Source organism: Enterobacter sp. MG-EB028, from assembly GCF_056673305.1.
Genome location: NZ_CP195079.1, coordinates 3,694,196 through 3,719,483, shown reverse-complemented (window position 1 = coordinate 3,719,483; position 25,288 = coordinate 3,694,196). Strand labels below are relative to the sequence as shown.

At 57.0% G+C, this 25,288-nt stretch carries 15 protein-coding genes; 6 read left to right on the top strand and 9 right to left on the bottom strand.

Annotated features, from left to right (window positions below; translation table 11 throughout):
• The 5 genes from ACR42C_RS17495 to ACR42C_RS17475 form a co-directional block, all read right to left on the bottom strand.
• The gene (locus ACR42C_RS17495) at positions 1 to 2,196 is read right to left on the bottom strand and encodes a type I secretion system permease/ATPase (RefSeq protein WP_116343805.1); all 2,196 of its coding nucleotides are present in this window, start codon (positions 2,194 to 2,196) and stop codon (positions 1 to 3) included.
• Complete coding sequence (locus ACR42C_RS17490; RefSeq protein ID WP_316380178.1) at positions 2,193 to 3,596, bottom strand: TolC family outer membrane protein; 1,404 nt, start codon at positions 3,594 to 3,596, stop codon at positions 2,193 to 2,195. The genes ACR42C_RS17495 and ACR42C_RS17490 overlap by 4 nt, the downstream gene beginning before the upstream one ends.
• 82 nt (positions 3,597 to 3,678) lie before the next feature.
• Complete coding sequence (locus tag ACR42C_RS17485; protein WP_479984379.1) at positions 3,679 to 13,782, bottom strand: BapA/Bap/LapF family large adhesin; 10,104 nt, start codon at positions 13,780 to 13,782, stop codon at positions 3,679 to 3,681.
• Between the two features lie 765 nt (positions 13,783 to 14,547).
• A complete protein-coding gene (locus ACR42C_RS17480) occupies positions 14,548 to 14,904 on the bottom strand; it encodes a hypothetical protein (RefSeq protein ID WP_028014145.1) in 357 nt (118 codons plus the stop codon).
• Positions 14,905 to 15,108: 204 nt separating this feature from the next.
• A complete protein-coding gene (locus tag ACR42C_RS17475; protein WP_316380180.1) occupies positions 15,109 to 16,026 on the bottom strand; it encodes a LysR family transcriptional regulator in 918 nt (305 codons plus the stop codon).
• A gap of 98 nt (positions 16,027 to 16,124) precedes the next feature.
• Here ACR42C_RS17475 and ACR42C_RS17470 point away from each other — a divergent pair, with 98 nt between their 5' ends.
• On the top strand, positions 16,125 to 16,847 hold the full coding sequence (locus tag ACR42C_RS17470) for an SDR family oxidoreductase (RefSeq protein WP_316380181.1): 723 nt from the start codon (positions 16,125 to 16,127) through the stop codon (positions 16,845 to 16,847).
• Positions 16,848 to 16,900: 53 nt separating this feature from the next.
• On the opposite strand, the gene ACR42C_RS17465 is transcribed toward ACR42C_RS17470, so the two are convergent.
• From ACR42C_RS17465 to ACR42C_RS17455, 3 genes are all read right to left on the bottom strand, one after another.
• The gene (locus tag ACR42C_RS17465) at positions 16,901 to 17,647 is read right to left on the bottom strand and encodes an SDR family oxidoreductase (protein ID WP_316380182.1); all 747 of its coding nucleotides are present in this window, start codon (positions 17,645 to 17,647) and stop codon (positions 16,901 to 16,903) included.
• A gap of 101 nt (positions 17,648 to 17,748) precedes the next feature.
• A complete protein-coding gene (locus ACR42C_RS17460) occupies positions 17,749 to 18,630 on the bottom strand; it encodes a helix-turn-helix domain-containing protein (protein WP_479984378.1) in 882 nt (293 codons plus the stop codon).
• An 18-nt stretch (positions 18,631 to 18,648) separates the two neighbouring features.
• Complete coding sequence (locus ACR42C_RS17455; protein ID WP_061097333.1) at positions 18,649 to 19,254, bottom strand: NADPH-dependent F420 reductase; 606 nt, start codon at positions 19,252 to 19,254, stop codon at positions 18,649 to 18,651.
• A gap of 119 nt (positions 19,255 to 19,373) precedes the next feature.
• On the opposite strand from ACR42C_RS17455, the gene ACR42C_RS17450 reads away from it, so the two are divergent.
• The 5 genes from ACR42C_RS17450 (at position 19,374) to ACR42C_RS17430 (ending at position 23,902) form a co-directional block, all read left to right on the top strand.
• Positions 19,374 to 20,279, top strand: a complete 906-nt coding sequence (locus ACR42C_RS17450; RefSeq protein ID WP_316380185.1) for a LysR family transcriptional regulator — start codon at positions 19,374 to 19,376, stop codon at positions 20,277 to 20,279.
• Between the two features lie 129 nt (positions 20,280 to 20,408).
• Positions 20,409 to 21,185: an isocitrate lyase/PEP mutase family protein gene (locus tag ACR42C_RS17445; RefSeq protein ID WP_316380186.1), complete on the top strand. Its 777-nt coding sequence runs from the start codon at positions 20,409 to 20,411 to the stop codon at positions 21,183 to 21,185.
• On the top strand, positions 21,169 to 22,215 hold the full coding sequence (locus ACR42C_RS17440; RefSeq protein ID WP_479984377.1) for a bifunctional transcriptional activator/DNA repair enzyme AdaA: 1,047 nt from the start codon (positions 21,169 to 21,171) through the stop codon (positions 22,213 to 22,215). The genes ACR42C_RS17445 and ACR42C_RS17440 overlap by 17 nt, the downstream gene beginning before the upstream one ends.
• Before the next feature lie 504 nt (positions 22,216 to 22,719).
• A complete protein-coding gene (locus ACR42C_RS17435) occupies positions 22,720 to 22,953 on the top strand; it encodes a DUF1272 domain-containing protein (RefSeq protein WP_479984376.1) in 234 nt (77 codons plus the stop codon).
• A 205-nt stretch (positions 22,954 to 23,158) separates the two neighbouring features.
• Positions 23,159 to 23,902: an LEM-3-like GIY-YIG domain-containing protein gene (locus tag ACR42C_RS17430; RefSeq protein ID WP_039274301.1), complete on the top strand. Its 744-nt coding sequence runs from the start codon at positions 23,159 to 23,161 to the stop codon at positions 23,900 to 23,902.
• A 184-nt stretch (positions 23,903 to 24,086) separates the two neighbouring features.
• On the opposite strand, the gene ACR42C_RS17425 is transcribed toward ACR42C_RS17430, so the two are convergent.
• Entirely contained in the window at positions 24,087 to 25,259 is a 1,173-nt protein-coding gene (locus tag ACR42C_RS17425; protein ID WP_209419737.1) for a DUF3800 domain-containing protein, read from the bottom strand.
• Between the last annotated feature and the right edge of the window lie 29 nt (positions 25,260 to 25,288).

The window sequence follows — 25,288 nt, the reverse complement described above, 5'->3', positions numbered from 1 at the left end:
TCACGCTGACTGATTTTCATTTTTCCACTCCCGTCCGGTTGCTGCCTGCTGCTGTTGCTGCATGCGGCTGTTATTCAGCGCCTGTGCCTTTGGCGCGTCCATGACCAGCATCCCATCTTTCAGCACGACCACGCGCTCCACCAGCTCCAGCACCGGCACGCGGTGGGTGGCGACGACCAGCGTCCGGTTGCCGAGCCATGCTCCCAGGCGCTGGATAAATTCCCGCTCGGTGTGCTCATCAAGGGAGGCGGTCGGCTCGTCCATCAGCACGATATTCGGATCGCGCAGCAGCATCCGCGCCAGCAGAATCGACTGCCGCTGCCCGCCGGACAGCCCCACGCCGTTCTCCATAATCGGGTAGTCCAGCCCCTTCGGCAGCTTCAGCACAAAGCTGGCCGCACCGCACATCTCCAGCACCTCGAAAATCTCTTCGTCGGTGGCGCGCGGCATGCCGAGGGTGATGTTCTCGCGCAGGGTGCCGTAAAACAGCCGCGCGTTCTGGGTCATAAAGCCGACGTTGCGCCGCACGTCCGCCACGTCGAGATGCGGCAGGCTGAGGTTGTCGAGCCGCAGTTCGCCGCCCGCCAGATCCATTCCGCCCGCCATCGCCTGCAGCAGGGTGGATTTGCCCGCGCCGTTGCGCCCGAGGATCGCGACTTTCTCGCCCGGCCTGATCTCCAGGCGGTTAATGCGCAGCGCCATGCGCGGATCTTCCGGGTGGTAGCGGAACTGCGCCTGCTCGAAGAGATAGTGTCCGCGCAGCACGTCCTGGCGGATCGGCGTCTCTTCGCGCTGGTTCTCGGTCGGCAGCTGCATAATGCTGTCCAGCCCCTCTTTGGCGGCCTTTACCTGCTGCCAGCGGGCCAGTACCCCACACAGCGTCGCCATCGGCGCGATCATCCGCGAGGCCAGCATTGAGGCGGCCACCACCGAACCGGTGGTTAAGGTGCCGTCGATCACCATCGGCGCGCCGACTACGATCACGGCGGCGTAGACCAGGCTCTGGACGGTCATTCCCCAGCTGATCAGGTTCTGCGTCAGCTCGCGGGTGCGCAGGCCGGATTCCGCGGTAATCTGGATATAGCTGTTCCACTGCTGCAAAAAGCGGTTCTCCGCCTGCATCAGCTTGATGTCCTCCAGCCCCTGCACGCTCTCCACCAGCACCGCGTTGCGCAGGGTCGATTCATGGGCCGACTGCTTCGCCAGCTCCGCCAGCTTCTTTTGCAGCAGCAGGCCGGGCAGGACCATGATCACAGCCGCCACCGGGGCGATCCACGCCAGCTGCGGCGCGATGATCGCCAGCACTACCACAAACAGGAAGAAGAAGGGCAGATCGACAATCGTCGAGATGGTGGAGGAGGTGACCATCTCGCGGATCTGCTCCAGCTCGCGCAGCTGGGAGATAAAGCTGCCGGTGGAGCGCGGAATGGCGCTGTGGCGCAGCCGCAGGGCGTGACCAAACACGCGATCCGAGACGCGCAGATCCGATCGCTTGCCCAGCAGATCCATAATGTGCCCGCGCGCGACGCGCAGTACAAAGCCAAACAGGGTGGCGATCAGCACTCCGATGGTCAGCACGTAGAGCGTCGGGTAGGACTGGGCGGGGATCACCCGGTCATACACCTGCATGGAAAAGACAATGCCGGAGAGGGAGAGCACGTTGATGAACAGCGCCGCCAGCATCACCCAGCTGTAGGGGCGCAGGTCGCGCATCACCAGCCGGTAGAGCCAGTCCGGGCGGTATTTTGAGATGTAGGCATCCACGCGGCTGTCCTTCAGCGCCGCCAGCGGACGCAGGGCGATAACGTGGCGGATGGCGGGTAACATCGCGCTCATCGACAGGCGGTTGGTGTACGTCTTGTCGTCGAAAAAGCTGACCTCAAGCGTGTCCTCACCGTCGAAATTCTCGATCACGCCGATTTTTCCGTCGCTCAGCGCCACCACCACCGGCAGACGCCAGCTGTTGATCGACTGCTGATCGGCCGTTAGCAGCTGGAACGTTAGCCCGGCTTCACGGGCAAGCTGAGTCAGCGCGGGCACCATCGGTTTGCCTTTCAGCCACGGTGCGCCTGCGATCAGCGCGCCGGGCGAACAGGCGACGCGGTAGCGCGTGGCAACAAAGCCAAACGCCTGCGCCCACTGCGCCAGCGCCTCATCCGTCATCGTTTCCCCCTGAGGGATGTCGCGTTGCTTCATGGCTGGATCTCCACGGTCTGGATGGTGCGGTTATCAAGATCGAACGCATGACGCAATTGCCCGGTGTTATAGAGGCAGTTGAGCTGCAGCTGGTGCAGCTGACCGAGGGTCTGCTGCTGGGTAAAGCGTGCCTGATAGACCTCCTGCTCGGCGTTAAGCACGTCCAGCAGGGGGCGCGAGCCGAGATCGAGATACTGTTGCTGATAGAGCTCGCGGGTGCGGGCGCTGAGTGCCTCCTGGCGGCCCTGAATTTGCAGCGTGCTTTGCAGGCTCATCACCTGACTGCGGGCCTCCAGCAGCTTCTGGCGCACATCGAGGCGCGTACGCTGAATGGTCGACTGCGCCGCCTCCACCGCGTGTCCGGCGGCATTACGTCGGGCGGTGAGCCCGCCGCCCTGATAGAGCGGCATCTGGACTTTCACCCAGGCGGAATACTGGGTGCGATCCCGCGTTTCGTTACCCGCGTAGCGATCGTTCAGGTAATGACGGACCTCCGGCTCCAGCGAGACGGTTGGCGTCATCTGCGCGTCGGCGTAGTCGAGGTTAGCCTGGGCGACGTTCGCCTGTGCCCAGGCGGCGAGGACCGCAGGCACCAGGCGATCGTCCGGCTCGACGATATCGCAGCTGCGGGCCAGTTTCTGTGGAAAATCATTGCTGATATCATTCAGGCTGTTCCAGCCGAGAAAGCTCATCAGCGTGGCGCGGGCGCTGTCGAGGCTGGCCTGATACTGCATCAGTTGGGCGCGTGCCCCTTCAATGCGCGCGTCGGTCTGCACCACGTCAGAGAGCGAGGTGGCCCCTTCGTCGTTACGCAGGCGGGTCAGCTTGCCGATTGAGGAGAGGGCGTCGAGCTGCTCTTTGGCGGTGTCGACCATCTGCTGCAGAGTTTGCACCTGCACCATGGCGATGGCGGTATCGTGAGCGATGGTGTCGATGCTGACCAGCACGTTGGCCTGCTGCTGGGCGACTCCGGCGTTTTCGGCCCGCACCTGGCTGGCCACTTTGCCGAAGTCGTAGAGCATTTGCGAAAGAGAGAGCACCAGCGACGGCGTAAAGCCGTTCTGATCGCCGTCGTGGGAATACCCGTTGTCCATGCCGGCGTTAATCTGCGGATAGTATTTCGATTTGGCGACGTCGACCTCTTCGTTCTGCTCGTAGAGTTTGCCCACGGCTTCAGCGATCGCCGGATGCCAGGTGACGGCGCGATTAACGGCTTCGCCAAGCTGTAGTGAACCGGGAGCGGCTTTGCCTGCCACCGGGGCGACGCGGCCATTCAGTGAGGGGAGTTCCTGCGTTTCGCGGAGTTGTCCGGTATTGATGGTTGCCGCCGGGTTTGCCGCGATGGCGGGTACAGATATCAGGCAGCACGAGAGCCACCAGTAAGGCATCTTTATTCCCATGTCTTGTCCCTAATAAAAAAGTACAGCTTTATTATTTATGCCCGGGCGCTGTGCGCGCCCGGGTCATCTCGTGCAGGTGCTATCAGGTAATGATGTGTTGCTGGTTCACAAGCTCTTCATACGTGGTCTGCACGTTATCAAGCGTAACGAGTGCAGTATTAGTGTAGGTGCTCCCTGCGCCGTCACGGTCGATGGAGATCACAGTGTTGCTACCGCTTTGCGTGACATTGATATAACTCCCCAGCGAGGCGGTATTACCGTCCCAGCCCACCAGCAGGTCGCCAATGTCGATCTTGTCTCCCTGTGCCAGGGAGAAGTTCGTCCAGTGGTCGCCGCCGGCGCTGGTGATGTTGCCCCCCGTCGCGTTGCCCGCCGTGCTGTTCAGCACCTGATAAATCAGCGTGTCGCCGTAGGCCGTACCGCTAATCACATCGTTATGCTCCGAACTGATAAATTTCGGCGCCATATCGATGGTCAGCGACGCGGTGTCCGTGGTGCCGTTGGCATCGGTCAGGGTGTAGTTAAAGACCTCCTTCGTGGTAATGGTAGAGAGCGATATCCCCGGGTTGAGCGTATAGGTGTAACTGCCGTCTGCGGCAATCGCCAGCGTGCCGTAGTGACCCGTGATGCTCGACAGCGTGGTGCCGGTGTAGGGATCCAGCGTAGTGGTAACGCCGTCGTAGCCGGTAATGCTCACGCGGGTATCCACCGAGTGCAGCTGGTCCATCGTCCCTGCGGAACCGGTGCCGTCGAAAATGTTGCCGTCAACGGTGTGGGGGCCCGTGGCGTCGAACTGCGACAGCGAGTAGCTGGTGCCGGTGACGCTTGGGGTGATGGTGATATTTCCTACTCCCAGCGGCCCCATTCTGCCGGTATAGCTCAGGGTGTAGGTCCCCGCCTCCAGGTCGAGACCCGTCAGGTTGACCGTTGCCGTGCCGCCCAGCAGCAGCCCGCCGTTGAACGAGCCGGTTCTGACGGTGGTGGCGCCGTTGGTCAGCGTCCAGTCAACCGTCAACCCTGTCAGCGTCAGCAACGAGGCGACGTTAAACGACAGCACCACGTTGTGCAGCGCAGTATTGGCATCCACCACGAAGGTGCCGGATCCGGAACCCTGGGTTGAAGCGAGCAGCGCGGCGTTCCAGCTCGCCGACCCGACGGTTGTATCCGAGTACGCGGCGGTGTGGTGTACCGACGTCACGTCCATCGCGGTGCTAACATCATTCACCGCATCCATCGGCTGCGCGGTTGGGGTGATGTTGAGCGAAGCCGTGTCTTTCGTGCCGTCCGGCGCGGTAATGGTGTAGACGAAGGTATCCGGGGTGCTGATGTGGTCAACGCCGACGCCGCTATTCAGGGTGTAGGTGTACTCCCCGGCCGCGTTGATGCTCAGCGTACCGTACTCGCCGGTAATGTTCGTCAGACCGCTGCTGTTCACCGCTACGCCGTTAACCTCCGTCACCAGCGTGCCGACTGGCGCAATATCATCCGACAGAACGTCCCCGGTAGTGCTCGCGCTGACGCTCGCCACGCTGTAGACATGATCCTGCAGCACGTCCAGCGTGTAGGCCGTCAGGGCGGTGATCCCCGCAGCCGTATTCAGCAGGAACAGGTACTCACCGGCCGGCAGCTGCAGCGTCAGCTGAGGCGAGGTGCCGCCCAGTAGCGGCGCGCGCAGCCAGCCTGGTTCAATGCGCATCTGCTCGAAGGTCTGCGTCGCGTTGTTGAACTTGTAGATGTACAGGTCGAACACCGATGCCAGGGCCACGCCGCCAACGGAAGCCTGGATGGTCATGGTGCGGGTAGTGCCTTCCTCCACGTTATAGATGATGGGGTTGGTCATATCGTCCAGCAGGTTCAGCCCCAGCGTGTTGCCGAGATTGATCCCCACCAGGGTAAAGCCGCCCTGGGACGACGTACCGTTGTCAATCGCGTTGACGGTGGTATCGAAGGTCAGCGAGTTCGTATCGTCAACCGCGACAATACCGCTGGTGGCGGTACCGCTGCCCAGCGATAGCACCAGATTCGCCGACGCGCTGACGCCGTTATGGGTGATGGTGTAGCTGAAGCTCTCCGTCCGGCCAATCACCGATGCGCTGGTGTTGGTCAGATCGTAGGTGTAACTGCCGTCGCGGTTAATGGTCAGCGTACCGTACTGACCCTGGATCACCGTGCCGTCGGCAGTGACACTGGTGGTGACACCCTGGGCGTTAGTGACGGCCGTGACCGTTGCCCCTGCCGGAGCGTTGTCGCTGCCTGCGGTTGGGTCAACGTCGGTGATCACGTTACCGCCGAGGCTGGTGTCGCCCGTAACGGTGCCCGGCCCGGTCTCTTTCACCGCCACGTCGAGGCTGGTGTAGGAGCCGGTTGCCAGCAGGTTGGTGTTATAGCTCAGCACGCGGTAGTTGCCGTCCGCCAGCCCGGTCAGGTTCAGCGAAACGCCTGTGGCCCCCAGGGTCAGCAGGTCGGCAAACTGCGGCTGTCCGGTATCGACTACGGTAGTCCAGGTGTTGTTAACGGTGTCAAAGCGCTGTACCACCAGCTCAAGGGTGTTGAGCAGAGAGAGCACGGCCCCCGTGGCGTTGGCGTTCACGACGATGTCCGCGCTGCCGCCGCTGCCCACGGTGAAGTTCACCTGAGCGGAGTCATTACCGAGCAGCGTCAGGACGTTGCCCACGGCACCAACCAGCAGGAAGCCGTAGTCGCTGTACTGGCTGTTGGTTACGGTGGCCGTGGTGCTGAGCTCCAGCTCTTCGACGTTATTGCTGGCAGAGAGTGGCACCACCGGCGCGAGCGCCGAGCCGGGCTGCGAGACGTTGCCCGCCGCGTCGGTGGCGGTGATTTGCAGCGTCTGGCCTTCTGTCTGCTTGTTAACGAAGGTGTAGCTGTAGGTGCCGTTGCTGCCCGCTGTGGTCGTTACCGTTGAACCGTCCGGGAGACGGATCGTGACGGTACTGCCTGCTTCAGCATTCCCGGTTAATACGCTACCGTCGGCGTTAAAGGTCCCTGTCGGGGCCGTTGGGGCGGTAAGATCGACGATCACCGTCGTCACGGCCGATGCCGGGCTGGTATTGCCTGCGGCATCGGTGGCCGTGGCGGTGAAGTTATGGGTGCCTTGCGTCAGCGTGGTGGTTTCTGGCAGCGTCCAGTTGCCGTTGGCATCGGCGGTGACGGTGCCCACCAGCGTGATGCCATCGTAGATCCGTACCGTCGCGTTCGCTTCGGCGGTCCCGCTCAGCGTTGGGCGCGTATCGTTGGTCGGAGTAGTGCCGGTTACCGGTCCGATGACGCTGCCCACATCATCAACTACCGAGCTAATGACCGGCGCGGCCGGAGCAAGGGCATCAACGTTAATGGTATACCCGGCGGTTGGCGCGCTGGCGTTGCCTGCGGCATCGGTGGCGGTAAAGGTCAAATTGTGCGAGCCGTTGCCCAGCGCCGGGGAAGGCGTAAAGCTCCATGCCCCGCCGGTGGCCGTTACGCTGCCAATCTGCACGCCGTTATCGAAGATTTTCACCGTAGAACCCGCTTCTGCCGTACCGCTGAGGGTTGGCTGCGCGTCGTTGGTTGTTCCACCGTCTGCTATCGGCGTTGCCGCATTGCCGACATCATCGAGGATGCTGGTGAGCACCGGCAGCGCTGGCGGCGTGGTATCAATCGTCAGGCTGAAGCTGGCTGACGACGCGCTGGTGTTGCCTGCGGCATCCGTGGCCTGCGCGGTGAAGCTGTGCGCACCTTCTGTCAGCGTGGTATTGAGTAAGATACTCCAGCTGCCGCTGCCGTCTGCGGTGCCCGTTCCGACCAGCGTGGTTCCCTCATAGATATTCACGGTGGCAAACGGTTCGCTGGTACCAACCAGCCGCGGTACGGTGTCGTCGGTCGTCTGCCCGGATGTGATTGGACCGGTAATGGTCCCCACATCGTCAATCGCCTGGCCGATAACCGGCGCGGTGGGTACCGTGGTATCGACAACCAGCGTGAAGCCCGGCGAGGCGGGGCTAACGTTCCCGGCGGCATCGGTCACCGTGGCGGTCCAGGTGTGGCTGCCAGCGGCCAGCGGTGCGGACGGCGTAAAGCTCCATGCGCCGGTACCGTCTGCCAGTGCAGTGCCGACCGGCTGACCGTTTTCATAGACAGTGACCGTGGCGTTGGCCGTCGCGGTGCCGCTCAGCGTTGGCGTGGTGTCGTCGGTGCTCTGCCCGGAAGTGAGCGGGGTTTGAATACTGCCCACGTTATCTGCCGCGGCTGAAATGACCGGCGCAGCCGGCACGCCCGTATCCACCGTCAGGTTAAACGGTGCCGTTGCCGTACCCGCGTTGCCCGCCGCGTCGGTGGCATTGAAGGTGATGGCATGCGGTCCGTCTGGCAGATCGGTACCCGGTGTGAAGGTCCAGCTGCCCTGGGCATTGACCACAGCGGTGCCAATTTCGTTGCCATCAACAATCACGTGCACTGTAGAACCTACGTCGGCCGTGCCGTTGAAGGTCGGACGCGCGTCGTTGGTGCTGTTACCCGACGTGAGCGTCCCCGTGGTCGGTGCGACATCGTCAATCACGCTGGTTACCAGCGGCACGCCGGGGCCTGCGGTATCGACGGTGAAGGCGAAGACCGACGAGTTAGCCGAGGCGTTGCCCGCGGCATCCGTTGCGTACGCGCGCAGGGAGTAGCTGCCGTCGTCCAGCGGCGTGGTCGGGGTGAAGGACCAGTTACCGGTTCCGTCGACGGTCGCCGTACCAATCTGCGTACCGTTATTCAGGATGTGGATAGTGCTGCCTGCCTGTCCGGTGCCGCTAATCGTTGGGGTGTTGTCGTTGGTTGCCTGCCCGCTGGTGAGGTTGCCCGTGACGCCGCCAGGGACGTTATCACTCACCGTATCCAGCGTTGGAACCGTTGGTGCCGTGAGGTCAACCACCACGCTCCATGGGGCTGAGACTTCGCTGACGTTGCCCTGCGGGTCGGTCGCCAGGACGGTGAAGCTGTGCGAGCCTTCGACGAGTGCGGTCTCTGGCGTAAAGCTCCACGCGCCGGTGCCATCCGCCGTAACCACGCCAATCTGGGTAGCGCCATCGAAAATGGTCACCACGCTGTTCGCGTCCGCGGTCCCTGTAAGAGTTGGCGTGGCGTCATTCGTTTCGCTGCCGCTGACTATCGGGGTGGCGGTATTGCCCATATTATCCGTTACGCTGGTGATGACCGGCGTAGTGGAAAGGGTATCCACCACGATGGTGAAGTCCGCCGAAGGACCGCTCTGATTTCCCGCCGGATCGGTCTCGCGGATGGTCAGAACATTACTGCCTTCTGGCAGAGCGGGCGTGGTGTAGCTCCAGGTGCCGGTATTACCGACCACCACGCTGTCCAGCAGCACGCCGTTGTTGTAGATGGAGATGGTATCACCCACCGCGCCGGTGCCGGTGAGGGTCGGCTGGCTGTCGTTGGTGGTCTGGCCGTTGGTCAGCGGACCGGTGACAGGACCCACGTCGTCAATGACCGAGCCAATGGTTGGCGTGCCCGGGGCGGTAAGATCGATGGTCACGCTGGCCGCCGGAGAGCGGCCGCTGGTGGCACCGTTGAGGGTCGCGGTCACCTCGAAGGTATGCAGCCCTTCGCCAAGCGCGGCTGGCGTATAGCTCCAGTTGCCGCTGCCGTCGGCGGTCACCGTTGTCAATGGCGTCGTGCTACCGTCCTGGTAGATGGTAATCACGCTGCCCGCTTCGGCCGTACCGGTAAGCGTAGGCGTGGTGTCGTTGGTGGTTTTGCCTTTCACATCGCCGGTGACCGGGTCCACGTCATCGACGATTGCCGTGATGACGGGCACCTGCGGCAGCTCAAGCGGCGAGTCGGTGACGATAAAAGGCACATCGGCGCTTGGATTGCCTGCGGCGTCCGTGGCGGTCACGGTCAGCGTGGTTGGATCCAGCTGCGCCGGGCTCAGCGCAATGGAGAAGCTGCCATCGCTGCCAACAACGCCGGTGCCAATGACAGTGCCACCGCTGTCCTTAACGGTAATGGTACTTCCCTCTTCGCCGGTACCGGTCAGCGGTGTGCCTGTCTCAGGCAGGCTCATGTTGCCCGGATTGGCCGGGGCGACGGTATCGACCGTCACGCTCAGCGGCGCTGAACTGCCTGAGAGGTTACCCGCCGGATCGCTGGAGGAGACGGTGAAGGTATGCGGACCCTCCGCCAGCGTCGCGTCGGCAGTCCAGCTCCAGGTGCCATCCGGCTGCACGGTGACCGGCACGGCAGATGGCGCGCCGTCTACGGAGACGATAACGGTAGCGCCTGGTTCACCGGTGCCGGTAAGGGTCGGCGTGCCGTCGTTCGTATACAGCACGTTGTTGGACAGCAGGCTGTTATCGACGGCGCTAATGACGGGGATCTCAGGCGCAACGGTATCGAGCGTAACGCTAATGATCGGACTCAGCGCGCTGACGTTACCCGCCGCGTCTACGCCCGCAACGGTGATGTTCAGCAGGCCATCCGCTTGTGTTGGCAGCACAAAGCTCCATTCTCCGTTAACGACCTCGACACGGCCCAACTCAACGCCGTTGTTGTAGACGATGACCGTGTCGCCAGTCGTGCCGGTTCCTCCGACGGTTGGCGTCGCATCGGTGATTAAGCCTCCATTCGGCTGGCCCCCGACGGCATCAAATACCGGGACATCCGGTGCAACGGTATCCACGGTAATCGTAATCGCCGGCGAAGCGTCAGAGACGTTGCCCGCCTCATCGGTGGCGGTGGCGGTGTAGACGTGGGTACCTTCCCCAATATTACTGTCAGGACGCCAGCTCCAGTTGCCGTTGCTGTCTACCGTGACGGTGCCCACGACGGTCGGAGTGCCGTTGACGGTGTCAGTAATGTTAATAACATCGTTCGCCGTACCGGTGCCGCTGAGGACCGGGCGCGGATCGTTGGTGGTTCCACCATCGGGAACGGGGCCGGTTATCTGGCTGACGCTGTCGGTAATCACCGGTGCTGCAGGTGCGACTGGCGCATCGGTGTCAATGGTGATGGTGACCGGCTGGGACGGGGCGCTTTCGTTGCCCGTGCCGTCCATGTTGGTGACGGTCAGGGTAATGTCATAGGTGCCGTTAGGCAGCGGGGTGGCTGGCGTCCAGGTCCAGTTGCCGTTGCCGTCCACGAGCACGTCATCAAGCTTGACGCCACCGTTGTAGATCGTCACGGTATCGCCCGGATTGCCGGAACCGCTCAGGGTCGGCGTGGTGTCGCGGGTGGTTTCTCCCGGGTTCAGCGGCGTTTCTGTGCCGTCAGGATTGACGGTGATTGCCGGGATATTCGGCGTGGCAGGCGCGACGGTATCCACCGTCAGTTCAAACGGCGTTGAGATGGTGGTATTGCCCGCGGCATCCGTGGCATGCACCGTCAGCGTGTGCGGGCCGTCGGTAAGCGGGATAACGGGGGTAAAGCTCCAGCCGCCGCTGCCGTCGAGGGTCGCGGTGCCGAGCAGGGTGGTGCCGTCATAGACGGTGATTACCGTATCTGCCGGCGCGGTGCCCTGCAGCTGCGGCTGGGTGTCGTCGGTGGTGTCGCCGCTGGTGAGCGGCCCGTTAACACCGCCGACGTCATCGGTAACGGTGGCGATAGTAGCCGCCGCTGGCGGCGTGGTATCGACGGTCAGGGTAAAGCCGCCTGACGCCGGGCTGGTATTACCCGCTCCGTCGGTGGTGACGGCGGTAAAGGTATACGTGCCGTTGCCAAGCGGCGTGGCGGGGGTAAAGGACCACGTGCCGTTGCTGTCGACCGGGACTGTGATGAGATCGACGCCGTCCTGGCGAATGGTGACGGTTGAGCCCGGCTCAGCGGTGCCGTTGATCGTCGGCGTGGTGTCGTTGGTGCTGTCGCCAGGATTGAGCGCGCCGAGGCGCTCTGGCACATCATCCACTACCTGGGTAATGACCGGCGCATCCGGGGCCACGCTGTCAATGGTGATGCCCCAGCTGTTGGAAACGTCGCTAATGTTGCCTGCCGCGTCGGTCGCGACGGCGGTCAGGGTATGGGGACCCTCGGCGATGGGGATGTCCGGAGTAAAGCTCCACGCGCCGAGGCCATCGGCGACGGTCGTACCAATATCAACCCCGTCCACACGAATGGTCACCGTGGCATTTGCTGCGGCGGTACCGCTGAGCGTCGGGGTTGAATCATTGGTGGTCTCATTGAGGTCGAGCGAGCCGGTACGTTCGGGAACATCGTCAACCACCTGCGTAATGACCGGGGCGGCTGGCGCCGTCCCGTCGACGATAATGGTCCACGCGTTCGATTGTCCGCTCGGGTTACCGGCGGCATCTGTTGCGGTTGCCGTCAGCACGTACGTACCATCGGCCAGCGGTGAGGGCGGCGTAAAGCTCCACAGGCCGGATGAGGGGACGTCCACCGTGCCGATGATATCGCTGCCGTTGAAAATCGTGATGGTCGAACCGGGTTCGCCTGTGCCGTTCAGGGTCGGCGCCCGGTCGTTGGTCAGCCCATTCTGTTCCACGGGACCGGTTGTGTTCAGCACGTCGTCAATCACCGACACGATAACCGGCGCCTGCGGTGGGGTGACATCCGGCGCCGCTGCGGAGGTTGCTGGCCCCGTGTTGCCGGCAGCGTCGGTGGCGTCTGCGGTCAGGATTTCGCCGTTGAGCTTAGGCGGGGTCAGCGTCAGGCTAAAGTTGCCCTCGCTGTCGGCCACCGGGGTGCCAAGGATAGCGTCGCCTTCACGGATGGTTACCGTGCTGCCAGGTTCCGCGGTGCCGGTGATGGTGCCGCCATCATTCGAAACGACGAGGTCACCGGGGGCCAGCGGCGGCGTGGTGTCCACGGTGAAGATGATAGGCTCCGAGGCCGCACTCTGGTTTCCGGCTGCATCGGTTTCAACGACGGTTATCGTGTGCGTCCCGTCCGGGAGCGGGCCGCTCGGCGTGACGCTCCAGGTGCCGTTCGGCAGTACCGTCGTGGTTCCAATCGCCACACCGTTATCGTAGATAGTGATTGTTCCACCGGGCTCGCCCGTTCCCGCCAGGATCGGCTTTGAAGCGTCGGTAGGCGTGCCAGCGGTTATTGTTCCTCTGATCGCACCCGTGTCGTCGGTCAGCACAATCGCGGTTGGCGTGGTCGGCGGGGTAAAATCAACGGTGAGGGTAAATACCGGTGAGGCCGGTCCGAGGTTGCCGGCGGCGTCGGTTGCCCGCACGGTAATCTGGTGGGTGCTTTCAGTCAGGTCAGCTGACGGGGTAAATGTCCAGGTGCCGTTGCTGGCGACGAGCGCCGTGCCAATCGCGACTCCGCCGTCATAGATGGTCACGGTGGAGCCCGCCTCCGCGGTGCCGCTGAGCTGCGGGCGTGGATCGTTGGTGCTGCCGCCGTTTGTGACCGACCCCGTTAGTGGGGCGACATCATCCGTCACGCTGCCGATGGTCGGGGCATCGGGTGCGGTGAGATCCGGCGCCGTAATCGTTGTGCCCTGGCTGGTATTTCCGGCTGCATCCGTCGCGGTGGCGGTCACCTGTTCGCCGTTGGTCAGCGGAGTGCCGAGAGACACGGTAAAGTTGCCGTCACTGCCGGTTTGCCCGGTGCCAATGACGTTGCCGTTCGCGTCTTTCAGCGTGATAGTACTGCCGGGCTCGGCGGTACCGGTGACGCTTTTACCGTCCGACGAGAACTGAAGGCTGGATGGCGCGTTCGGCGGTGTTGTATCCGGGTTGGTTGGATCGACCGGCGAGCCGGGGGTAGGGCTGCTGTTACCTCCATCGTCGTCGTCTCCCCCTCCGCCACCGCCGGTGCTTGCCGCCGCTGCGATACCGCCAGCTGCAACAATGCCGCCCAGTGCCCATGGCCAGATGGCGGCTCCACCGGCATCGCTTCCGGATGCGGCCAGCAACGCGTCCGTAGAGGCGATGGATTCGTACGTAGCGGCTCCGGTTGGATCTTCAATCCACCATAGCGCACCGTCACTCTCCTGGAGCACCAGCTGGCTCACGCCTTGCGCGTCGGTGACGTAGAAGTTTTTAAGGGTGATCACTTCCCCTGAGTGCAGGGTCACCACCAGATCGTTACCACTTCGCGCGAAGTGGGAGACATCGGCTCGCTCTACATGAAGCTCAACGATAGAGGAATGGCTCAGCGTAACCTGTGTGCCTTCCGTAGTCGTTTCCACGCCAGTGAGTTTTGATATAACAGAGATTTGGCTCATTTAGGTATTACTCCAGCAGAGTTATCGTGAACGACGAGCAAGACGAGCCATCTCTGGAGAAGGTAAAGGGCGCCCCCGGCGGAGTTACTGTTTATTAAACAGCACTCACCGTCTTTTTTAGAGCGAACGATGCCCGCCAGGATTCAGAGTGGCAACATCAGAGCGAATGTAATTACTTATCAGACAGAATGTTTGCTATGCGTATTTTTGCCTTATAAAACCCTGTAATTAATAGAGGAATTGGTTTTGAGGATATAAAAATGATATAGCCAGAAAACGGTGAATGTGCAAATTAAGCTTTCGTAAATAAAGGGGTAAGTCGTAAAGAGGGCATTAATTTATTGATGGGGATTATGTATTTATTTTCTTATTGGCTTGTTTTTATTGATTTTTTTATTTTTAAATTGCGTATTTTATTTGTGCTCTAGATGTAATTAAATAATTGGTAGTGACGTTTTTGAATGTAATTAAAAATGTTATTATTTAAATCTGCTTAATTTGTGTTTAAGTTAGGGTAACATTTTTGATGTAGGATATATTATATTAATTAGAATTTAAAATATATTCTTATATGTTGTGGGGATTCTGCTACTGCGAGCGGAAATATAATAACCTGCTTTATTTTCAATGCGGTTCATTCATTTGCCTGATATGGATGTCGAAAAAATATGGCCACGGGGATGGGCAGTCGGACGTTTGCATTAATACTCTCTGTTCGAAGCAATAAAAAGGGCCGATAACGCGGCCCTGAGGTGAGTGTGTCGGTTATTCAGTGACTTTCTTTTCCAGCTCGCTGGCACCTTCTTTGGTTTTATTCCAGCCTTTCTCAGCGCCTTCTTTAGTGGCATCCCACCCTTTCTCGGTGCCTTCTTTGGTTTTATGCCAGGCTTTCTGGGAATCTTCGCTGACTTTGCTGCCAAAGCTTTCGCTCTTACCTTCCGCAGCATGCTGCTGTTTCAGCTTCAGCTCTTCACCTTTGTTCTGCTCTTCGTGCAGTTTTTGCTTCGCTTCGTTGGCGTTTGCGTTCGCCGCAGCGACGGTATCGTCAGTTGCATGTGTGGTCGCAGCAAAAACTGGGGAAGCCAGCAGAACGGCAGATAATGCGATAATTGTTTTTTTCATAATATCCTCATTTAACGTTATCGGTTATGAGCGTGATTCAGCATGGCACAGACGAAGCGGGGTGGCTTTAGGAAAAAACTGTAATGAGATCAAAGTATCTTGTGTCCGTTTTTACTTTTCCATGGGAGGAAGGCGGTATCGTTGATGTTTCTCAAAGGGCGGCGGCAGGGTAAGGAAAATCTGCATGACAGGGTCTGCGCCCTGTTAGCGATGAACAGTTTGCGTTGCGGCTGGCTGTCGCCACTGGCGGACGTGCTCGATCAGGGCTCTTAGCTTGGGCGCCATATTGTGACGCTGGGGGAAATAGAGATAAAAGCCTGGAAAAGAGGGAAGAAACGTATCCAGGAGGGCAACAAGCTGCCCCGATTCAATATACGGTATGAATGTATCCTCTGTGGCTAGGGTTATGCCGCCGCCGGCCAGTGCCAGGCTGAGCATGAGGCGCAGATCGTTTGTGGTGATCTGCGGTTCAATCGCTACATCGAAGGGAACGCCCGCCTCCACAAATTCCCAGCGATAGGGGGCAACGTCCGGTGCAGGGCGCCAGCCGATACACCGGTGAGTAACCAGCTCGCGGGGGTGCTCAGGTACGCCGTGAGCCGCCAGATAGGACGGGGAAGCCACCACCCTCTCACGCTGCTGGCCCGTAAGGGGAACGGCGATCATGTCTTTTTCAATAACTTCACCCAGCCTTACCCCGGCGTCATAGCCCGCCGCCACGATATCGAACTCCTCATCCGACACGAAGATATCAAGTGATACCGCAGGATGCGCAGCCGCAAACGACGCGAGCAGCGGGCCAGAGAGAAACGCTTCCGCAATTGAGGTGACCGCGATTCTGAGCTGGCCGCGGGGTGTGCTGTCCGACGCCACGTCTTCAAAGGCCGCTTCAATATTGGCGACGGGGCCCTGCAGCGATTTACGCAGCTGTTCACCTGCTTCAGTGAGGCTTACCGAGCGCGTGGTGCGCATCACCAGCAGGGTTTGAAAACCATCTTCAAGACGTCTAATCCCCTGACTGACAGCGGAGCGGGTTATGCCCAGCCGCACGGCGGCAGCGCTGAAGCTGCGCTCCTCGGCGACCGCCAGAAAAACGGGTAACAGATTGAGATCGATTTTCATTGTTTAACATTGCTAACCAGTGAGTCCAGTAAGGGCAGGATACAAGAAACAATGATGAGTATCTATTATCACCTTGAACTCAACTGAAGGAGCAAAACATGAACAAAGTCATCTTAATTACCGGTGCCTCAAGCGGTATCGGAGAAGGTATTGCCAGAGAGCTGGGCAAGGCAGGCGCGAAGGTTTTCCTGGGCGCTCGCAGGCTGGATCGCATTACCGCCCTGGCTGCTGAAATCCGCAGTGCAGGAGGGGAAGCAGAGGCCGCAGTCTTAGACGTTACCAGCCGCCAGTCAATGGCTGACTTCGTGCAGGCAGCGCGTGAAAAGTGGGGCCGCATTGACGTGCTGATTAATAACGCGGGCATCATGCCTCTTTCTCCGCTTTCGGCAGGCAAGCAGGATGAGTGGGAGCGCACCATTGACGTGAATATCAAGGGCGTGCTGTGGGGGATAGGCGCAGTTCTGCCGATTATGGAAGCCCAGGGCTCGGGACAAATCATTAATATTGGCTCGATTGGTGCCTTGTCCGTTGTGCCCACGGCAGCCGTGTACTGTGCGACCAAATTTGCCGTACGGGCGATTTCGGATGGTTTACGTCAGGAAAGTTCTAACATCCGCGTGACCTGCGTTAACCCTGGGGTGGTGGAAAGCGAGCTGGCCTCGACCATTACGCACCCGGAAACCATGGCGGCGATGGACGCGTACCGTGCCATTGCCCTTAAACCTGCTGATATCGCCCGCGCCGTGCGCCACATCATCGAGGCGCCTGAGAGTGTCGATACAACAGAAATCACGATCAGACCGACGGCATCTGCGAACTAACGTCGCGGATGAAAATTTGCGGGTCAGGCCGTTGCCTGACCCGCTTTACTTTCTTACCACGGCTGCTCGGTCGGCATAATAAACAGCTCTGCCACGTCCACATGTTCCGGTGCCTGCAGCACGTAAACAATCGAGTCGGCGATATCATCGGCTTTCAGGAACGTCATCTTCTCCTTCAGCTGTTCCATCTGCGCGCGATAATTGTCGTCACTGATATGCTCGAATAATTCACTTTCTACGGCACCCGGCTGGAGCGATGTGACGCGAATGTTGAACTGCGGCGCCAGCTCCATACGCAAAATATCCGAGAAGGCGGCAACGGCGTGCTTCGTCGCACAGTACACCCCAAGCCCGGGGAACGTTTTGCGCCCGGCGATCGACGAGGTATTGATGATGTGACCAGACCGCTGCGACTGCATAATCGGCAGTACGGCCGCTACGGTGTTAAACAGGCCTTTTACGTTCACGTCTACCATTCGGTGCCATTCATCGACTTTGAGGCTGGCAATATCAGAGAGCGGCATCAGCCCGGCGTTATTGAAGGCGATATCAATGTGGCCATAGCGTTTGTGCAGTGTCGCGACCCCTTCATTAACCGAGGCCGGGTCAGTGACGTCCATAACCAGCGCAATGGCTTCACCGCCGGCAGCCTCAATTTCAGAGACCAGCGCCTGCAGGCGATCCAGGCGGCGGGCGGCGAGACCGACCCTGACGCCCTGTGCCGCTAATTTTTTTGCCGTGGCGGCACCAATCCCGCTTGAAGCACCGGTGATGAGAGCGACTTTATCTTTAAGTTCCATAACTGATCCTCGTGAGAGTTAATTTCAACGCTTCAGAAAGAACGTCTGAAGTACGGGTCAATAATGGATGTTTCAGGCGGTGGCTTCGCGCGGGCTTTTGCTCAAACTGTCGGACTTTTGCTGCGAACGATATCGCTGCGATAGTGCGAGGGCGTTACGCCGTTATGCCTGAGGAAGACGGCAGCAAAGTGGCTGGGGCTGGTGTATCCCACGTTCAAAGCAATATTGATAATAGAATCATTGGTTTCCGACAGCATGCGGCGCGCTTCCTCCATGCGTAGCCGGATAAAATAGTGGGAAGGCGAAAGCCCGGTCGACTGTTTGAAGGCGCGGCTGAAATGGTATTCGCTGAGATCGGTAAGCTTAGCCAGCCGTGCCAGGTCAAACGGCTGGGCCAACCCTTCTCGCATTGCCGTGAAGACCCGGTGCAGTTTAAATGCCTGTAGCCCCCCACGGTGTCGTTTCGTACGCGTGCCGTAGGTGCGAACCAGGTGTACCGCCAGCGCCTGGGCAATTCCCTGGATAAAGGGGCCGCTTGGGGGCGTTTGCAGATACAGCTCCTGGCGTATCTGTTCCAGCAGGGCGGATAGCGTTTCGTCGCGCGCGCCGGAGACTTCCCGCAGTTCACACTCCTGCATCATGGCCACGCCGATATACACGTGCATGACGACGAACGGTATATCTGGCTCGGCTTGCCACCGCATTTCAGTGGGAGAGGCCGCCGTCGTGAGAAAGAAATCGCCTGCGGTAACGCGGTTTGCTAACCACGCCTCGCCGGGGGAGCGCTCCTCAACAACGGCTTGACCAGAGAGGATCCAGACGATAAAGGGCTCCGGAACCGCCGGAATAATGACGTTTTCCTGGACTTGTCTGCGGGCCAGAATTTGAACGAATACATCCCGGGAAGATTGCGCCCGATGCTCCCTGAGCAGCTTGCCGGGAAGGTATTCTTCAAACGTCTCTGCGGAAGTTCGCTGAGTCATCGTTATCGTTGCCTTTTGCTATGCCAGTTGCACCAGATTAACCGCCGGAAGAGGCCCACCAGGGAATTGTTGTAGCGTCCCGCCGATCTCAAGACTGCCTAAATCAATGCTTGCGAAGCCCAGCTGCCCGGCTAACGCTTTCACTTCCGCCTTCGCATCTGCATCGTCTCCGGAGATAAAGACGACACGACGGCCACCCGCTTGCGCCGGATCCTGAGCCAGCACCCCTGCAAGAAGGGTATTGAAGGCTTTGACGACGCGTGCTCCCGGCGCCCACTGGGTCACAACCTGGCTTGAGTTTTTCCCCCCCAGTTCTGCCAGCTTATAGCCTGGCAAAAGTACCGGGTTCGTGGCATCAATCAGGATGCGTCCATTCCAGGTAATTCCGCTTAACGCGGCTTCGGTTTTGTCCCAGTTAGTGCTGACAAAAACGATGTCGGCTTCAGCGGCCTGCTGAGCGGTGCCGGCGCGAGCACCACGACCCAATCCTTCAACCACATCAGACAGGCTTTCCGGCCCGCGGCTGTTGCTCAGAATAACGTTCATGCCCGCATTTACCAGCTGTTTCGCAAAGGCTTGCCCGATTGCACCAGCGCCGATAATACCTACAGTTGTTGTTTTCATGCGTAATTTCCTTCAGGAAGAGTAGTGAACATGCGTAGAGAGTAGTAATCTTCGACCTATCTGAATAGCCTATATAATTAGATAGATTCCATCTGCCGGAGCGATACATGCTGGACGGTATGTCTGTTGATCAACTGCGCACATTTATTGCCGCCGTTGATGAGGGAAGTTTTTCGGCCGCCGGGCGTAAACTGCGGCGCGCGCAGTCGGTTGTCAGCGCGACGCTGGCCAATCTTGAGGCGCAGGTCGGGTTTCCATTATTCGATCGCTCAGGGCGTTATCCGAAACTGACGGCGGCGGGCGTCGCGATGCTGGAAGCGGCGCGCCTTGCCGCTGCCGGGATGGACGCCTTTAAGGCTAAGGCGCGCACCTTAGCCGAAGGCCTGGAGCCTGAACTGGCGGTCTCCGTCGATGTGATGTTTCCCGTTGCGCAGCTCACCGCTGCGGTGCAGGCGTTTCATCAGATCTTTCCCGACACGCCGCTGCGTTTGTATGTGGAAGCGTTAGGGGCGGTGCTCCAGCCTCTGCTGGACGGCCACTGTCGGGTGGCGATTATCGGCTCGCTGCCGCATATTCCGCCTGAATGTACCTCAGAATTTCTTCTCAGCGTGCCAGCCGTGGCCGTTGTCTCTCCTGAACATCCGCTGGCTAACCTGCCAGGGCCGATCCTCCGCTCGCTTTTAGCGGAACACGTTCAGCTGGTGCTGGCCGATCGCTCGTCGCTTACCGTGGGCCGGAGCTTTGGCGTGATGTCGTCAAAAACCTGGCATTTGGCCGATATGGGCGCGAAGCACGCCTTCCTGCGCGCCGGGCTTGGTTGGGGCTATATGCCGCTGCCAGTGGTTGAGGAGGATCTTGCGACGGGTAAACTGGTCACGTTGAATTTGCAGATGCAGCCTGATGTCGGACCGGGCTTTGCCATGCAGGCCGTGCATTTAGAAGAACATCCTCCAGGCCCGGCCGGGCGCTGGTTCATTAATAAGCTTAAAATGCAGGTTAGCGCATCTGGTTTACACCAGATCTGACTGGTCTTTCAAACGGGCCGCTCTGCGAATCCAGACTACGCTTGCTAAAAAAATGGTCGTCTGAATTTCGGTTGTGACGTTCTTACTGAATGCTTAGATTCATTTTCAATCTATTGAGAGGAGATGAATATGAATTTTGCAGAACTCCACAACCAGCATGAGCCCCTGCTGATCGCCAACGTTTGGGACGCCGCCAGCGCTGTCGCAGCGCAAGAAGCAGGCTACCAGGCACTGGGAACGTCCAGTGCAGCAATAGCGTCCACGCTGGGATATGAAGACGGGCAGGGAATGCCGTTTGATGAGTTATTTTATGTGGTCACCCGTATCCGGGCTGTCAACAGCCTGCCATTGAGCGTTGACATGGAAGCCGGATATGGTGATTCAGCCGAAGAGATAGTCGCTAATCTCAGGCGCCTTGCTCAGACAGGCGTATCAGGCGTCAACCTTGAAGACAGCAGAGTCATTAATGGGGGGCGTCAGCTTGACGATGTCTCTGATTTTTCCCGTAATCTGGGAACAGTAAGCAATGCGCTGAGAAGAGAAAACTGTAGCCTGTTTCTGAACATCCGGACTGACGCCTACCTGCTCGGGCATGAAGACGCATTGCAGGAGACGATATTACGGGGTCAGCGCTATAAAGCAGCTGGTGCTGATGGCCTTTTTGTTCCCTGTCTGACGTCAGAGAAAGACATCAGCCTCATTGCAGAGGCAACGGGTCTGCCCCTGAACGTCATGTGTATGCCCGATCTTCCGTCGTTCGACAGGCTTAAGCTGGCCGGGGTAAACCGCATTTCAATGGGCAATTTTGTTCATTCAGTCATGCAGTCAAGGCTGAGTGATGTAATGCATACGATTCGAACTCGTCAGACGTTTGCAGGACTTTTTAGCGATGAAAATAACCGATAAGAATTTGTGTGATATCTGGTATCAGGCATTACTCGAACGAGATTCAGAATATACCGGCGTATTTTTTGTTGGCGTCAAAACCACTGGCGTATTCTGCATTTCGGTATGCCGGGCGCGAAAGCCCAGGCGCGAAAATGTCGAATTTTATAAAGATGCCAAATCTGCCCTGGCGGCCGGGTTTCGTCCCTGTAAAGTCTGCAGACCCGCTGAAAATGCGCACAGCGCGCCATTATATGTTGAACAGGCGCTTGCGCTTGTCAGGCGCGATATTAAATCCCGCGTGGCTGACGCGCAGCTTCGCCAGCAGGGGATCAGTCCGGAGCGGGTAAGGCGTTGGTTCCTGCAACATCACGGCATCACTTTTCAGGCTTTCCAGCGAATGCAGCGGGTGAACGTTGCCCTGCAGGAGCTGAAAAGCGGGCGAGCGGCTACTGACGTTGCGCTGGACAATGGCTATGAATCCCTGAGCGGGTTTGGTTACACCTACAAGCGGCTTACTGGCGCAGCGCCGACTCAGGCAGCCGAGGTGATTGTCATTCATCGGTTTACCACTACGCTTGGGCCTATGTTTGTCTGTGCGACAGAGCGGGGAGTCTGTCTGCTGGAGTTTACCGATCGCCGGATGTTAGAAACAGAGTTCCGCGATATCCAGCGTTTATTTAACGCCAGAATTGTCACCGGAGAAAACAGCCATACCCGGCAGGCAGTAAAAGAAATCAGCGAGTATTTTGCTGGAACTCGCCGACAGTTTGAGCTCTCTGTAGATGCCCCTGGCAGCGATTTTCAACAATCCGTCTGGCATGAGTTGCGTGCTGTTCCCTATGGACAGACCTCGCACTATCAGGCCATTTCGCTAAGGATGAATAAGCCCAATGCTGTACGCGCCGTCGCTGCTGCTAATGGTGCAAACCGGATTGCGATTGTGATCCCTTGTCACAGGATAATTGGCAAAGATGGAAAGATGACGGGTTACGGCGGCGGTATTTCGCGCAAGGAATGGCTTATTGAACATGAGCGAAACAATGTTTGATGGCGTAATGTTCCAGTGTAGCCGGAATGTTTTGCGAACTTCGCGGGATAAATTGCAGCCACAAAAAAGCCCGCAGGGCTTGCGCCGTGCGGGCTCTTAGGACTTCATCGGATGACTCTGGTAATCACCGATGGAGAATTTTGGTGCTGGCGTCCTTGTAATTTGTGATTGATGTGGTTGATTTTGTTGGGGATTTTTATTTTTTGCGCGAAGGGGAAGGCGCAAAAAGAGTGGCGATGATGTTGATATGGAAGGGGTTTTTGTATCTGATTGATTTTAAATGTGATTGTGGGGGCGAGAGTTTGCGTGTTGGTTGAGGCTCTGGTGGAAGTTGTAGGTTGGTCGTTCTTTCCAAAAAATGAGCGTTTCTGTCGAATAATTCATTCTCTTGATTTTTCCTGACTGTAGATCATGCTCATCTAATACACACAAACAACCGAAGGCGATACAGGTAGTTGGCCTTTGGTATATCCAATGATGTCCCTTTAACAATAAGAGAGCACCATGCTTGAACTCCGTCCTAATTGCGAATGCTGTGATAAAGATCTGCCACCTGAATCAAAAGAGGCATACATCTGTTCATTCGAATGCACGTTTTGCGTAGATTGCGTGACCCAACGAATTAATGGCCTGTGCCCGAACTGCGGAGGGGAGCTGGTGCGACGTCCAATACGCCCCGAAGCATCCCTCCTGCGACACCCTGCATCCAGTCAGCGTCGCTATAAACAGTACAGATGAAAACTATGTTCGCTCCTTGCTTATAACGCTCTTCATGATCTTGCTAGCCGTCCGTTGAATGCCACACGCGGACGTTGCTAACTTTGGCCCTTATTTATCAATGGGGGCAGATCAGTCAATCTATATGCTATTTGTTTTGCTCTTAAGTTCTGAACTATAGTGCCGATAGGGAAATTAAGTACTTTTGTCCTAAGGAAGCAAGGTTGTGAAAGATTTTTCAAAATACTCGAAAGCGTTAGGGATGGCTAAGTTCTATGTTTATGCATTTTATGACACTGAAGATGTATCAAAAAAACCGTTTTATATAGGCAAAGGCAAGTCAGAACGCTGTCTTGATCATATAAAGTGTAATGATGGCTCTCCGAAATCAGAACGAATTAATCATCTGTTAAAAACAGGAAATCTGGGAATCGACATACTACGCCATGGCATGGATGAGGCAACCGCGAAGCTTGTTGAAGCAACATGTATTGATCTCTTAGGTGTTGGAGAACTGACCAACAAAGTACGAGGAAGCAGCTCACTTATGGGGCGAATCACGCTGGATGAGCTCAACCATCTCCTTCTTAAGCAAGAGACGGAAATTGCACCTGAACATGCAGGGCTCGCTTTTTTGCTAAACAGCACCTACAAGTCTGGCATGAGTGCACTTGCATTATATGAAGCTACGCGTGGCGTCTGGGCAAAGGTACCAAAAGATGAAAACCTGCAATTTGCATACGCAACCTACGGCGGTTTGGTGATGGAAGTCTACGAGATACAGTGCTGGCTAAAGGCAGGCTCTCAACAGTACTTTACTCGGGAACTGATTATCCCCCCCGAAACCAACCGTTCAGAGTTTGTTGGGCGAATTGCATCACCAGAAGTCAGAGAATTATACGTAGGCAAGCTAATCAAAAAATCGCGCAGTCACGGTAGCCCTTTCGTAAAAGTTGGGCTGGCACAATAAACCGACTTGCTTTCCATCCATTGGTTAATACACCTTAATGCTTCTCATGTTGTTGAGGCTGCCAATGTCCGCTTCGTGCCAGGAGCGGATGTTGCTATGTTGTGGTGCGTTAATCAAGCGTACGGCCAAGAAAATGCGGGAAGAAAAAGGCCGCTAATGCGACCCAAATTGAACAGGAAATCAGCTATTGATATTGAGAAAGATACTCTGCAACTCCATTCGCCGGATTTAGTCCACCGGTATAGACTGTTCCTAGTTCTTGAGGCGTAACATATGTTGTAGGCCATATAACCATATCTTTAAAATAGTTATCTATTTTAATTCTTTTGAGCTCTTTAAAGAGATAATCATCTAATTCATTTCGTTTTAAACAATTAACATAATAAGCTGCCGCACTTGCTACTATATCTGCGATTTGTAGTTGAGGATATTCTTGCGATGAATGAAATGTCAAAGAGCGAGCTTTAATTGGTAACTCAAAAGTCCTTCTATCATATCCATATACCTCCGTAATTTTTGACATATCCATAAATTTATTAAAGATATCTTGTTGTTCTGTAATCGCTTTGGAATCGTCATGCTTAATATAAAAACCGTTGGGATATAATTTACCCCATTCTATACAGTGTTTGAAGAGAGAGGGTATGGAAGGATCTAGTGTATTTTTTTCAACATCTTCTAGAATGTCATCAATTTCATTTTTGGTAATGCTAATTCTATTGATTGTGTCTACAAACCTTTGGTCGCTTGAACATGCCTTTAGCTCATCAACTGACGTGTAAAATTCATCAATAGATTCAGGGGTTTGATTTCTAACCATGCTCATAAATTTTTGATACATTTTATCTGTTTTCTCCTCTCCACAGAAAGCTGGGAAACAGAAATAATAAACATTAGATAGAGCAAGATTTTGCCCATTTCTATAAAGATCTAACCCTCGATTGAAACACCATGTTTCGATTAAAATATCAACAATTTTTGTTGTTAACATATACTTTTTATCGACCAAAAAGATTTTGACATTTTCTTCATTGACGTACTTGCTTTCAAGCAGTCTAATAATTCCATCTTGGCCTGATTTTCTACGTCTAAGAGTTTTAAAGTGAGCTTCTGTTGGTGACTTGCTTCCAGTTAGCTCTAATGCTTTAAGTGCATCTGGTTTATTAATGCTACTTGAACTTAAGGTGAAAAAAGGTTGTGTTGAATCAAGTAAATTTCCGCCGGTATTACCCGACTCATCAAAGAATATATCAGGTTTCATGTACATCATTTTGTTTTTCTTTGCAGCTAACTCTCTTGTTTTTTCGTTTTTCTGCTTTTTCTTATTCACGCGTCTACTTTGACTATTCTTACCCATAAAACCTCCTGATTAATTTGGAACAAGAA